General features: G+C 72.7%; 12 protein-coding genes, 1 tRNA gene and 1 pseudogene. 6 read left to right on the top strand and 8 right to left on the bottom strand.

Annotated elements, in window-relative coordinates; all coding sequences use genetic code 11:
• Positions 1-178: 178 nt before the first annotated feature.
• The 3 genes from ACZ4A5_RS03960 to ACZ4A5_RS03950 form a co-directional block, all read right to left on the bottom strand.
• Entirely contained in the window at positions 179-1,096 is a 918-nt protein-coding gene (locus tag ACZ4A5_RS03960) for an MBL fold metallo-hydrolase (protein WP_467578130.1), read from the bottom strand.
• Positions 1,097-1,308: 212 nt separating this feature from the next.
• On the bottom strand, positions 1,309-2,220 hold the full coding sequence (locus ACZ4A5_RS03955) for an NADP-dependent oxidoreductase (protein WP_467578128.1): 912 nt from the start codon (positions 2,218-2,220) through the stop codon (positions 1,309-1,311).
• Positions 2,221-2,294: 74 nt separating this feature from the next.
• Positions 2,295-3,137: a 4'-phosphopantetheinyl transferase family protein gene (locus ACZ4A5_RS03950; protein WP_467578126.1), complete on the bottom strand. Its 843-nt coding sequence runs from the start codon at positions 3,135-3,137 to the stop codon at positions 2,295-2,297.
• 150 nt (positions 3,138-3,287) lie between these two features.
• On the opposite strand from ACZ4A5_RS03950, the gene ACZ4A5_RS03945 reads away from it, so the two are divergent.
• The 4 genes from ACZ4A5_RS03945 (at position 3,288) to ACZ4A5_RS03930 (ending at position 7,079) form a co-directional block, all read left to right on the top strand.
• Entirely contained in the window at positions 3,288-4,073 is a 786-nt protein-coding gene (locus tag ACZ4A5_RS03945; protein WP_467578124.1) for an SDR family NAD(P)-dependent oxidoreductase, read from the top strand.
• Between the two features lie 238 nt (positions 4,074-4,311).
• Positions 4,312-5,577, top strand: coding sequence for a beta-ketoacyl-[acyl-carrier-protein] synthase family protein (locus ACZ4A5_RS03940; RefSeq protein ID WP_467578122.1), 1,266 nt, complete (start codon positions 4,312-4,314; stop codon positions 5,575-5,577).
• Complete coding sequence (locus ACZ4A5_RS03935; RefSeq protein ID WP_467578120.1) at positions 5,574-6,812, top strand: ketosynthase chain-length factor; 1,239 nt, start codon at positions 5,574-5,576, stop codon at positions 6,810-6,812. The genes ACZ4A5_RS03940 and ACZ4A5_RS03935 overlap by 4 nt, the downstream gene beginning before the upstream one ends.
• A gap of 12 nt (positions 6,813-6,824) precedes the next feature.
• Positions 6,825-7,079 carry an acyl carrier protein gene (locus tag ACZ4A5_RS03930; protein ID WP_467578118.1) on the top strand — a complete coding sequence of 85 codons (255 nt, stop codon included), beginning with the start codon at positions 6,825-6,827 and terminating at the stop codon, positions 7,077-7,079.
• 53 nt (positions 7,080-7,132) lie between these two features.
• Here ACZ4A5_RS03930 and ACZ4A5_RS03925 read toward each other — a convergent pair whose 3' ends face one another.
• Positions 7,133-8,095, bottom strand: a complete 963-nt coding sequence (locus tag ACZ4A5_RS03925) for a DUF1259 domain-containing protein (RefSeq protein ID WP_467578116.1) — start codon at positions 8,093-8,095, stop codon at positions 7,133-7,135.
• Between the two features lie 301 nt (positions 8,096-8,396).
• On the opposite strand from ACZ4A5_RS03925, the gene ACZ4A5_RS03920 reads away from it, so the two are divergent.
• Positions 8,397-9,596: a cytochrome P450 gene (locus ACZ4A5_RS03920; protein WP_467578114.1), complete on the top strand. Its 1,200-nt coding sequence runs from the start codon at positions 8,397-8,399 to the stop codon at positions 9,594-9,596.
• A 29-nt stretch (positions 9,597-9,625) separates the two neighbouring features.
• On the opposite strand, the pseudogene dmpI reads toward ACZ4A5_RS03920, so the two are convergent.
• The 3 genes and pseudogenes from dmpI to ACZ4A5_RS03905 form a co-directional block, all read right to left on the bottom strand.
• Positions 9,626-9,817, bottom strand: a pseudogene (dmpI, locus tag ACZ4A5_RS03915) (4-oxalocrotonate tautomerase DmpI); the annotation flags it as partial.
• Positions 9,818-10,003: 186 nt separating this feature from the next.
• Entirely contained in the window at positions 10,004-11,041 is a 1,038-nt protein-coding gene (locus ACZ4A5_RS03910; protein WP_467578112.1) for a hypothetical protein, read from the bottom strand.
• Entirely contained in the window at positions 11,038-11,595 is a 558-nt protein-coding gene (locus ACZ4A5_RS03905) for an RNA polymerase sigma factor (protein WP_467578110.1), read from the bottom strand. The genes ACZ4A5_RS03910 and ACZ4A5_RS03905 overlap by 4 nt, the downstream gene beginning before the upstream one ends.
• Before the next feature lie 462 nt (positions 11,596-12,057).
• Here ACZ4A5_RS03905 and ACZ4A5_RS03900 point away from each other — a divergent pair, with 462 nt between their 5' ends.
• The gene (locus ACZ4A5_RS03900) at positions 12,058-12,645 is read left to right on the top strand and encodes a DUF3291 domain-containing protein (RefSeq protein WP_467578108.1); all 588 of its coding nucleotides are present in this window, start codon (positions 12,058-12,060) and stop codon (positions 12,643-12,645) included.
• 61 nt (positions 12,646-12,706) lie between these two features.
• Here the strand turns inward: ACZ4A5_RS03900 and ACZ4A5_RS03895 are convergent.
• Positions 12,707-12,779: transfer RNA gene (locus ACZ4A5_RS03895), tRNA-Arg, on the bottom strand.
• Between the last annotated feature and the right edge of the window lie 62 nt (positions 12,780-12,841).

The raw sequence follows: 12,841 nt of genomic DNA, 5'->3' as shown, positions 1-12,841 counted from the left end.
TGTGCTGGCTACGGTCCGCACAATCCAGCCCGTCCGGCGTTTGAGGACGCGCCCGCAGGGCGCTCCCGCCGCAGGCGGCGAACCGGCCCGCAGCCGGGGGCCTGGGGCACGCGCCCCAGTTTCGGGAAGGGGCGGGTAGGGGAAAAAGCCCGCCGCAGGCGCCACCGAGCCGTGCCGACTACGCGCGGCACTCCGGAACGCCCCCGTGGAACTCGATCATCTCCCCGAACAGCGCCGTCATATCGACATGACTACCCGGCAAAGCCCCCCGCTCCTCCGCCACAGCCCGATGCAGATTAGGCACAAGCCGCTCCGAGTCGAGCCACTCGCCGAACGGACCCAGATCCGTCGCCCGGGCGATCTCGACCGGGGAGAGACCCGCCGCCATCCCCTCGCGGGCGAGCTCGCGGACGTAGAGGAGATAGCGCTCGGCGTCGTCCAGGAGACCGGGACCCGACACCGGCCCGTGCCCCGGCACGATGACACGGGGGCCCAGTTCGCGGAGGGAGGCGAGGGCGGCGAGCGAGCCGCTGACCGAGCCCATGGGGACGAAGGGGGTGGCGCCGTTCATCACGAGGTCGCCCGCGAAGAGCACGCGCTGTTCCGGCAGCCAGACGACGGTGTCGTTGCTGGTGTGGGCGGGCCCCAGGTGCAGGAGTTCGGCGCGGACGTCGCCCACGTGCAGCGTCAGCCGGTCGGTGAAGGTGAGGGCGGGCGGCACCAGTTCGATGTCGCCCCAGCAGACGTCGGGCCACAGCCCGGTCAGGTGCAGCCCGGCGGAGAGCATCTCCGTACGGGCCCGCTCGTGGCCGATGACGAGGGCCTCGGGGAAGACGAAGTTGCCGAAGGCGTGGTCCCCGTGGAAGTGCGTGTTGACCAGCGTCCGCGGGGCGGCGGGGGCGACCGTCAGGACGGCGCCGCGCAGCGCCCGTGCGCGGGCCTCCGTCGCGGCGGTGTCCACGAGCACGGCCTGCCCGCCGCCGACGATCAGCCCGGCGTTGTTCAGACACCAGCCGCCGTCGGGCTGCACATAGCCGAACACCCCGTCGGCGACCTCCTCCAGCCGCCCTTCCGTCCCCTGCACCGCACCACTCATTCGGGCCTCCTCCAGCACGTCGTCGATCCGGCCCATCGTCGGACGGGCGGATGGAGGCGTGCTGGAGTCACCCCCGCGGAGGCCGTCGGCGCGCGGCGCCGGGTATCCGCAGGAAAAGCAGGAAAAAGGGGAACAGCGCACCGCCACCGCCGGAAGCCGCTGACATACGGAAAAGCCCCGTCGACGACGGGGGCTTCACCTCTCCCGTGTCGTCAGCCGACGACAATGGCGACCTTCCCGCGCACGTGACGGGTCTCGACTTCGCGGTGCGCGTCGGCGGCGCGTTCCAGCGGAAACGTCCGGGCGATCTCGATGTGCAACTCGCCTCGCGCATAGCGATCGACGAGGTCCCGCAGCCTTTCGGTGGAGCGCTGGCTGAAGATGCCGAGCACCCCGAGCTCCGCCACCCGGTCGAACCCGACCAGCGTGCCGATCCGGGCCTTGTCCTTCAGGAGAGCGACCGAGACGTCGAGCGCCTCGCCGCCCGCCCCGTCGAGAACAGCCGTGATCCCGCCGGGTGCCAGTGCGCGGACCCGGTCGGCCAGCCCGTCGCCGTAGGCCACCGGAACGGCGCCCAGGGAGCGCAGGTAGTCGTGGTTGCGGGGGCTGGCGGTCCCGATGACCTTCGCGCCGTACGCCGTGGCGAGCTGGACGGCCACGGTCCCCACACCGCCGGCCGCGGCGTGGACCAGCAGGGTGTCCCCGGCACCGACCTTCAGCTTCTCCAGCGCGGTATGGGCGGTCTGCCCGGAGGCGGAGAGCGCCCCGGCCACCTCCCAGGGCATGGAGGCGGGCTTCTCCACGATCTGGTCGGCGGGCACCACCACGTATTCGGCGTGGCAGGCCAGCACGCACCAGCCGAGCACCTCACTGCCGGCCGGGAATCCCCCGACACCCGCGCCGACCTGGTCGACCACCCCGGCGAACTCGTTGCCGATCTTCTGCGGGAAGGACAGGGTCTGCCCGGGGGGCGTCCAGCCGCCCCGCACCGCGCAGTCGGCGGCCTGGATGCCGGCGGCCCTGACCTTGACCCGGACCTGACCCGGCCCCGCTGTGGGAGTTTCGACATCGAGCAGTTCGACGACCTCCGGCCCGCCGAACGCATTGACAGCCGCTGCCTTCATGAATCGCCTTTCTTCGGAAGCGGAGGCACGGAGGCTTTCCGCGTCCAGTGCCTGGATGCGTTCATGCTGAAAGATCAACTGCGCTTGAGGTCAAGCCTGATGGAGGGACCTTCGAGCGGCGCCCGGCCGCGTATCCCCTCACGGCCCAGGCATGCCGCCCGCCCGCTCTCCGCGGGCCGAGCCACCGCCACACTCAGCAGATACGGCTCCGGGAGGGCGGTCCGCACCAGGCGGGTGGCGAACGACCACCGCCGGTACGGGTCCGGTCCTCCCTCGCCGTCGTCCAGCAGCACGGGCCCGCGCGCGCCGGGCGCGAAGCCGAAGCTGCGCGGGGAGCGCCGCAGGCCCACGCCCAGGGCCTTGGTGTACGCCTCCTTCAGCGTCCACAGCCGCAGCAGTTCCGCCGCGCGCTCGTCGTCCCTGAGCCCCGCCAGCCGCCCCGTCTCCTCGGCGGTGCAGACGTGCGCGGGGGACAGCGACGTCCCCCGCCCGGCCCGCTCGGTGTCCACCCCGACCGGCCCGTGCCCGCTCACGGCCGCGGCCAGCACCGGCCCGCTGTGGCTGAGGCTGACCCGCAGCCCCGGCAGGCCCCGGACGTACGGGCGACCCGTCGTCGTACGCGCCGGGCGCACCCCGCGCCAGCCCGTACCCGTCACCGCGCCCACCAGGCTGCGCAGCAGGAAGCGCGAGGCGAGGAACCGGGTCCGCAGCCCCTCGCCGCGCAGCCCCGCCCAGCGGCAGGGCTCGTCCGCCGCGAGCCGCTCCGCCGCGGCATCGGACGGCGGCGCCCAGTCGGCGACCAGGCCGTAGACGAGCACCGTGCCCTCGCGCGCCCAGTCGTCCGCCACCCCCTCCCAGGGCCCGGACGGGGCGAGGAGCCGCACGGGCAGCAGCACGGCCGGCGAAGGAGCGGACACGGGGACCTCCTCGGTCAGGTGCCGCCACCGTGCCGCACCCGGCTGGAACGCCGGTCGAGCCGCGCGTCGTCCACGCACCCTCCAGTGCAGCTCAAGGCGGCCTCGCGACGCTCACGGCAGAACGGCCGCACTCTCGACAACGGAGGTCACATGTCCACCACCCCTGCCCCCGTCGCCCTGGTCACGGGAGCGACCAGCGGCATCGGCCTGGAGATCACCAGGCGGCTGGCCGGGCTCGGCGCCCGCACCTTCATCTGCGCCCGCGACAAGGCCCGGCTGGAAGGCGTGCTCAAGGAGCTCCGGGACGAGGGCCTGGACGTCGACGGCACCGTGTGCGACGTCACCGACGCGGGCCAGATCCGCTCCTGCGTGCGCTCCGCCGTCGAGCGCTACGGCCCCATCGGCATCCTGGTCAACAACGCGGGCCGCAGCGGCGGCGGTGTCACCGCCGAGATCCCCGACGAGCTGTGGCTCGACGTCATCAATACCAACCTCACCGGCGTCTTCCTGATGACCAAGGAGGTGCTGAACACCGGCCGGATGCGGGAGCGGGGCCGCGGCCGCATCATCAACATCGCCTCCACCGGCGGCAAGCAGGGCGTCGTCCACGCCGTCCCGTACTCCGCCTCCAAGCACGGCGTCGTCGGCCTGACCAAGGCCCTCGGCCTGGAACTGGCCCGCACGGGCATCACGGTCAACGCCGTCTGCCCCGGCTTCGTCGAGACCCCCATGGCGGAGAAGGTCCGCGCGCACTACGCGGGCATCTGGGGCGTGAGCGAGGAGGAGACCTTCGACCGCATCACGAACCGCGTCCCGATGGGCCGTTACGTACAGACGCGCGAAGTGGCGGCGATGGTGGAGTACCTGGTGAGTGACGACGCCGCCGCGGTGACGGCGCAGGCGCTGAATGTGTGCGGTGGCCTGGGCAATTACTGATCGACCCGGGTCGCGCACACGCCGGCCGGGCCGCACGGCACCCTCCGTGCCACCGGCTGCGCCCCGATCGTCCGGACGCGGTCCGGTGAGCGGCCCGATGCCCGGACCGGCCGCGTCGCGCGCGGCGTGATCGCGGCCGGCGAAGAGACCGTCCTCCTCGAGTCGCGCCATGTGTCCTACGACCGACCTTCCTCACCAAGGAGTTCGCCACCATGCACAGCACCGCAGGAACCACCCCGTGACCCGGCGCGTGGTGATCACCGGGATCGGGGTCCGCGCGCCGGGCGGGTCCGGGATCAAAGAGTTCTGGAGCCTCCTCAGCGAGGGCCGCACGGCCACCCGGGAGATCAGCTTCTTCGACGCCGCGCCGTTCCGCTCCCGCGTCGCGGGCGAGGTCGACTTCGACCCGCGCGCCGAAGGCCTCAGCCCGCGGCAGATCCGCCGCATGGACCGGGCCACCCAGTTCGCCGTCGCCTGCACCCGGGAGGCGCTGGCCGACAGCGGCCTGGAGACCGCAGGCCTCGACCCGCACCGGATCGGCGTCACCCTGGGCAGCGCCGTCGCCTCGGCGACCAGCCTGGAGAACGAGTATCTGGTGATGTCCGACTCCGGCCGCGACTGGCTCGTCGACCCCGCCCACCTCTCGCCGTACATGTTCGACTACCTCTCGCCCGGCGTCATGCCCGCCGAAGTGGCCTGGGAGGTGGGCGCCGAGGGCCCGGTCGCGATGGTCTCCGACGGCTGCACCTCCGGCCTGGACGCGGTCGGGCACGCCGTCGCGCTGATCCGCGAGGGCTCCGCAGACGTCGTCCTCGCCGGCGCCACCGACACCCCCATCTCGCCGATCGTCGTGGCCTGTTTCGACGCGATCAAGGCGACGACCTCGTACAACGACGACCCGGCGCACGCTTCCCGGCCGTTCGACGGCAGCCGCAACGGCTTCGTTCTCGCCGAGGGCGCGGCGATGTTCGTGCTGGAGGAGTACGAGGCGGCCAGGGCCCGTGGGGCGCACATCTACGCGGAGATCGGCGGGTACGCGACGCGCTGCAACGCGTACCACATGACCGGTCTGAAGAAGGACGGCCGCGAGATGGCCGAGGCCATCCGGGTCGCGCTCGGCGAGGCCCGTCTGGACCGTACGGCGATCGACTACGTCAACGCGCACGGCTCCGGCACCAAGCAGAACGACCGGCACGAGACGGCCGCGTTCAAGCGCAGCCTCGGGCAGCACGCCTATGACGTGCCGGTCAGCTCGATCAAGTCGATGGTGGGCCACTCGCTCGGCGCGATCGGCTCTGTCGAGATCGCCGCGTCGCTGCTGGCGATCGAGCACGGGGTCATCCCGCCGACCGCGAACCTGCACACTCCCGATCCCGAATGCGACCTGGACTACGTGCCGTTGACCGCGCGCGAGCAGCGCGTGGACACCGTGCTGACGGTGGGCAGCGGCTTCGGCGGCTTCCAGAGCGCGATGGTCCTGCACCGCCCGGAGGCAGCGGCATGAGCGCTCCCGTCCGCACCGTCGTCACCGGCATCGGCGTCGCCGCCCCCAACGGCCTGGGCCGCGAGGAGTTCTGGAAGGCCCTGCTCGCGGGCGAGAGCGGCATCGGCGCGGTCACCCGCTTCCACACCTCCCGCTATCCGTCCCGCCTCGCCGGGCAGATCAAGGACTTCGAGCCCAAGGAGCACCTGCCGTCCCGGCTGCTGCCGCAGACCGACGTCTCCACCCGCTACGCCCTGGCCGCCGCCGACTGGGCCCTCGCCGACGCGGGCCTGGGCCCCGGCTCCCCGCTCGCCGACTACGACGTGGGCGTCGTCACCTCCACCGCGCAGGGCGGCTTCGACTTCACCCACCGCGAGTTCCACAAGCTCTGGAGCAAGGGTCCGGAGTTCGTCAGCGTCTACGAGTCGTTCGCCTGGTTCTACGCGGTGAACACCGGCCAGATCTCCATCCGCAACGGCCTGCGCGGGCCCAGCGCCGCCCTCGTCACCGAGCAGGCCGGCGGCCTCGACGCCATCGGCCACGCCCGGCGCACCGTGCGGGCCGGCGCCCGGGCCGTGCTCACCGGAGGCGTCGACTCCGCCCTCGACCCCTGGGGCTTCGCCTCCCAGCTCGCGGGCGGCCTGGTCAGCACCTCGGCCGACCCGGAGCGCGCGTACCTCCCCTTCGACGCCCGGGCGGGCGGCCATGTGCCCGGCGAGGGCGGCGCGATCCTCATCGCCGAGGACGCCGCCTCCGCCCGGGAACGCGGCGCCGAGCGCGTCTACGGCGAGATCGCGGGCTACGCGGCCACCTTCGACCCGGCCCCCGGCAGCGACCGCCCCTGTGGCCTGGGCCGCGCCGCCGGACTCGCCCTGGCCGACGCGGGCCTCGCGGCCGCGGACATCGACGTCGTCTTCGCCGACGGCGCCGGGCGGCCGGACGCCGACCGGGCGGAGGCGGAGGCGCTCCGCGGGATCTTCGGGCCGCGCGGCGTCCCCGTCACCGCGCCCAAGTCCCTCACGGGCCGGCTCGCGGCGGGCGGCGGCGCCGCCGACGTGGCCACCGCCCTGCTCGCCCTGCGCGACGGGCTCGTCCCGCACACCGCGCACACCGGCTCCGTACCCGAGGAGTACGGCCTCGACCTCGTCGTCGGCCGGCCCCGGGAAGCGGAACTGCGGTCCGCGCTCGTCCTCGCGCGCGGCCGGCACGGATTCAACTCGGCGGTCGTGGTGACCGCGGCAGACCACTGTTCATGAGGGGGAACTTCCATGGCACAGCTGACACTTGACGACCTCCGGCGCGTCCTCGTCGCCTGCGCGGGCGAGAACGACGACGTCGACCTGAGCGGCGACATCCTCGACGTGCCCTTCGAGGAGCTCGGCTACGACTCGCTCGCCCTGATGGAGAGCGCCGCCGCCATCGAGCGCGAGGCGGGCATCTCCGTGTCGGACGACGCGGTCTCCGAGGCCGGGACGCCGCGCGCCCTGCTCGAACTGATCAACGGGGCGGTGCGGGCGTTGTGAGGCGGGCACGCTCCGGGCGCCGGACGGCCGTCCGGCGCCCGGAGCGTGGGGTCTCAGCCGAAGGTCTGGACGTTGGTGTGGGCCACCGCCCGCCGCAGGCACTTAGCGAGCTCGACGGCGTCGCCCACGCCCCAGATGTGCGCGAAGAACAGCCGGGGTTCGTCCCGCAGACTGTGGTTGTGGAGATCGACGACCTCGATCCCGTCCCGGGTCAGGGTCCGCAGCACCTTCTGGACCTCGTCGGCCACCATCACGACATCACCGTTGACCGCGGCCCGGCCGCCGCCCAGGGACTGGAAGTTGAAGGCGGAGATCGCGCCGAGCCCCGGCGGCAGGACGTGCCCGCCGTCGACGATCGTCTCGCGGCGGGCGAAGACGCATTTGTAGACCCCGTCGTAGTGGGACCCCTTGGCGGACATCGCGGCGTCGATGCCCTCGGTGTCCAGGCCGGTCGCCCGCGGCGGCTGGTGCTGCCGCGGCGGCGGGGTGCCGGTGCGGTCCATCGCCGCGCGCACGCCGCGGGCCAGCGCCACGGGGTCGTCGCCGTGGCCGTGCACATGGGTCCACCACACGTCGGGGCGCTGCGCGAGGAGGTGCTTGTGGATCGCGGTCTGCTCCAGCCCGTGCCGCTGCAGGGCCTTGGTCACGTGCTGGAGCTCCGACTCGGCGACCGCGAGGTCGCCCATCACCATCGTGCTGCCGTCGGCGTAGCGGACGAAGGCCACGTGCGAGCCGAGGGCGAGGCCCGAGGAGACGGTGATGCCCCGGGAGACCACGTGCAGGTCCTCGCGCGGATAGTCGGTGTGGTAGACCGTGCCGCGCGCCATGTTGCCCTTGCGGCCCAGGACGTCCGCGATGTCCGTCCAGTCCGCCGCGGTGGTGGGCATGGGCCTGACGGGTGTGACGAGGCCGCTGCCTCCCTCGTCCGCCGGCCGGGCCCCGGCCGCGGCCGCCGTGCCCGCCAGGGCCGGCACGGACGCGAGCGCGCCTGCGGCCAGCAGCGAGCGTCTTGACACGGGCTGTCGGGCCCTGCCGTGTGACTGCGGTTCCGGACCGACCGGTTGCGGGTCTCCACTGACCATATGAGCACCTCCGTGATCAGATCGAATCACGAGTGTGCGGAGGCGTCGTGACCGCCGGGGCGGACGGGTGACGGGGCCGCTTCCGACCCGATAGTACGTTCCGTACCCCCATCACCTGTTCGGGCTAATTGGGCTACTTCGGTACATGCGTTTGGGGGACCATGGGCATGAACGCCCTCACTGGCCCGCCGCATGGCCGGGCACCTGGCGCAAGCACCCGTCTGGAGTACCTGCGATGGAACCCGACGTTCGCACATGCCCTTTCGACTTCGCCCAGGCCCTCGAATTCGACCCCGTGCTCGAGCGGCTGCTGACGGAGGAGCCTGTCGCCCGCATCCGCATGCCCTATGGAGAGGGCGAGGCATGGCTCGTCACCCGCTACGAAGACGTGCGCACCGTCACCACCGACCGCCGCTTCAGCCGCAGCGCGGTCGTCGGCCGTGACTATCCCCGGATGACCCCCGAGCCGATCATCCAGCCCGAGGCCATCAATGTGATGGACCCGCCGGCCAGCAGCAGACTCCGCAGCCTGATCGCCAAGGGCTTCGCACCCCGCCATGTGGACCGGATGCGGGTCCGCACCCAGCACGTCGTGGACGACCTGCTGGACCGGATGGAGCGGCACGGCCCGCCCGCCGACCTCGTCGAGCACGTGGCCTCGCCGCTGCCCATGACCACGATCTGCGAGGTCCTCGACATCCCCGAGGCCGAGCGCACCCCACTGCGGCGCAACGCCTGGACGATGATGGGCGTCGGCGCGAGCGGCCGGGAAGCGGCCGTCAAGGCCAAGGCCGAGCTGCGCGCCTATTTCGACACCCTGACCGCCCAGCGGCGCGCGAACCCCGGTGACGACCTCATCAGCACCCTGGCCCTCGCCCGCGACGGAGACGAGATCCTGAACGACGAGGAGCTGTCCGTCATGGCCATGGTCCTGCTGATCACCGGCCAGGACACCACGTCGTACGAGATCGGCAACATCTCCTACACCTTGCTCACCCGGCCCGATGTGACCGCCGTCCTGCGCGACAAGCCCGAGCGGCTGCCGCAGGTGATGGAGGAGCTGCTGCGGTTCATCCCCTTCCGCAAGGGCGTCGGCATCCCGCGCGTCGCCCTGGAGGACGTGACGCTGAGCGGCGTCACGATCAAGGCCGGCGACATGGTGCACGTCTCGTATCTGACGGCCAATCGCGACGAGCGGAAGTTCGAGCGCTCCGGCGAGCTGGACATCGACCGCAAGTCGCCACCCCATATGACCTTCGGCTGGGGCTCCCACCACTGCCTCGGTGCCCCCCTGGCGGCCATGGAGCTCCAAGTGGCCCTGGGCACCCTCCTCCAGCGCTTCCCGGACCTGGCCCTGGCGGTCCCGAAGGAGGAGGTCCCCTGGAACACGACCTCGATCTGGCGCTATCCGACCGCGCTGCCCGTGCGGTGGTGAGGCCCTGACGGGCGGGGCGCCCCCGTCGCTCACCGGTCGGCGGTGAGCTTCCCGCCCGTGCCCCAGCTGTCGGTGGGCACCTCGTGGATCCAGACCTGCACGGCCTCGGCCGGGATCCCGTACGTGTCCACGAACGAGTCGGTGATCTGCTTGACCAGCTCCCGCTTGAGCTCGACGCTGCGCGGACCCTGGTGAACGGTGACGATCGGCATGACCGGACTCCTTGTCTCCCCGGCGGCGCCCCGGCTGTTCCGGGCCGCTCACCGGCAGACCCCAGTCCACCGCCTGCGGCCCGGCCGGCCAAGAAGCACTTGCCGCCGGCAGTGATCACGAATCGAGATCACTGCCGGCCGCCTGCCGCTGATGTCCCTCCGGTCTGCCTGTGACCTGCCTCTGACCGGCAGGACTCAGTGCCCCTCCGGGGTGGACCGCCCCGACGGAACGGGGTGCTCCAGGGTCCGCGGGTCCGGCTTCGGCGCGTCCCAGGCGGGCCCGACGGAGAGGTAGGTGGTCCGCATGAGGAGGTCCCCGGCCCGGAGCCGCTGCGTCCCCCACTTCAGACCGTCGTCGCGCGCCGTGTTCGCGGCCTCCAGCACGTGGAACGTCCCGGGGTCGATGATCAGACGCTCACGCCAGGTGTCGACGTCCAGGTCGACGGCCGTGCCCGCGCGCCCGGTGCTGTCCTGGACCCGCTCCGTCACCCGCGCCCCGGGAATCCCGGTGAGGACCTTGAACAGCGCGGCGCGCAGCCGGGGTTCGGCGGGGGAGCGGGCGAGCAGCTCCTCGATGCCGTTGAAGAGCCCCTCCGCGGCCTCCTCCCCGGTGGCCTCCCCGACGAGCAGGTCCCGCAGCGCGTCCGGGTCGGTGGGCAGCTTGCCGAGGCCGTCCCACAGGACCGGTTTGCCGCAGATCTTGTAGGCCGTCCCCGCGATGTCCACGGAGTAGAGCTGGACCGGACCGTCACCGGACTGCCCGCGGGTGTCGCTCCGGCTCAGCCATTCGGTCTTGTACGCCCCGTCCGGCCGCTGGGTCCCCTCGCTGCCCCGGCTCCACTCGGAGGTCCGCACCTTCCAGTACGGTGCCGTCCCCGTCTGCTCCCGCGGCATCGTCGACGCCGCGGGCGAGCTGCCGCGCGTGTCCGCGGAGTCCTGCCAGGGCTGGAGCGCGACACCCAGCACGACCGCCGCGACCGCCGCCGCCGAGGCGAGCACGGGAAGACGCCGCCGCCACGTCCGCACCGGGACGACCGCGGCCGCCGGCTCCCATTCGAGCTCGACGGCGGTCCCCTCCGCCTTCTCCTCCCGGCCGGCCGCAGACCGCACCGCGGCGAGCGCCGCGGCGACGGCGTCCGCCGAGGGCGGCGCGACCTTGCCCGCGGCCTTCAGCCGCCGGGCACCGGGGAAGTCGAGGAAGTCCTTGTCGTTCATGTCCTGCTGCCCGGTCATGCGAGGTCTCCTGTCAGGGAAAGCGAGGCGGAGGGGCCGAGCGCGGCGCGCAGCCGGGTGCGCGCCCGGTGCAGCCGGGACCTGGCCGTGCCCGCGGGGACGCCGACGACGGCCGCGGCCTCGGTGGGGCTGAGCTGCTCCCACGCGATCAGGAGCAGCAGCTCCCGCTCCACGGCGGGCAGCTCGGCCAGGGTCCGGCGCATCAGCGGCGCGACCGCCGCCGCGTCCAGCCTCTGGTCGACGGCGTGCCACGGGTCGCTGCTCGCCTCACCGGCGAGCGCGGCGGCCGCGGGCCGGTCCTGGCCGCGCCAGTGCGCGGCCAGGACGTTGCGGGCCACGCCGAAGAGCCACGCCCGGACCGGCCCCCGGGCCGCGTCGTAGGTGCCGCGCCCCGCGTAGGCCCGCAGCCACGCCTCGGCCAGCAGATCGTCGGCCGCGCCGGGCGCCCGGCGCGTGAAGTAGCCGTGCAGCGCCCTTGAATGGCGCTCCACGAGCGGTTCGAAGGCCGACGCGTCGGTTCCCGAGCGCGCCAGCAGTTCCTCGTCCGTCGCCACGAACCTCCCCTTCCACGGGCCACGCCGTCCGCGGCCCCCTCCTTTCTTGCGCCCACCCCCCAAAAGCGTTCGCACCCGGGAAACCGGGCACGGCTCACGCCCCTGCCGCGGCCCCTCGCCGGCGCGGGGTCCTTGGGGCCATTGATCTTCGCATCAGGTCGCTGCTCAGCCGGCAGTGTGGAGACACCCAGGCGGCGCCACGCCGCCCCAGCCCCGCGGGCGCCTCTGCGGGAGGCCACTTGGGCAGGGAAAACGCAACTTCGACAGAGTCTGGGACGAGGGCTATCTTCACCTGGCATTCGGCGCCGCCCGCAGGGGTTCCACCAGCCTGAGTCACCCGCGAGGGGACGCATCGATCACGCCCTCAGCTCCCCGCCCCCCCCCACGGGCCCGAATCGAGTCCACGCCCGGACAGCGAGAGCGTCAGGGATTTCCGCACCAGGCCCCGCCAGGGAGAGACGCATGCCTCATCTTGCTCTGTACACGTTCGGCGTCCTGAAGTCGCCCCTCACCGATCCCGCGCGTCTCACTCGGGAGTTCCACGAGAGCGGTGGGGCCGTCTACCGGGAGATCGGCCGGCACCCCGGATATATCGCCCGTGCCGAAGCGGCAGACCGCAGCCTGGGCGCACGGACGGATTTCGACTCGGACTGGGGTGAGTGGGGAGAGTTCGCTGTTCCGGCCTGGTACGGGAAGGGCCGCACCGCGGAAACCGCCGCCCTGGCCGCGACCCTCTCCCTCTGGACCGATCTGCGATCCGCCTTCGACGCCATCTACACCGGCCTGCACCGCACGGCGCTCAACAGGCGTTACGACTGGTTCGAGAGGACGGGACACCCGGGTCACGTGTTCTGGTGGGTCGCCGACGGCACGATACCGACCTGGCGGGACGGGGTCGCCAGGCTGGAACACCTCCACGACCACGGCTCCGCGCCGCACGCCTTCACCTTCCACCACTCCTTCGATCCGGACGGAACCCCGACCGGGCTCAAAGGCATCGGACCGGTCGCCGCCCCGGCGTTTACGCCCCCGCTACCGCCCCCTCGCTAGCGTGCGCCTGAACAGCGAAAACGCCCCTCCCGCAAGGGAGGGGCGTGCGGCACAAACGGAGCGCCCCCGGCAGGACTCGAACCTGCGGCCAAGCGCTTAGAAGGCGCCTGCTCTATCCACTGAGCTACGGGGGCCGGTGTACGGCGGTCGCGGACGGGTGAAGCCCCAGGCTCGGTGGTGCCGTGACCTTGCCGGG

This window comes from Streptomyces sp. NPDC025618, from assembly GCF_055558795.1.
The sequence above is the reverse complement of the archived record's forward strand: the minus strand, read 5'-3'. Positions and strand labels throughout refer to the sequence as shown.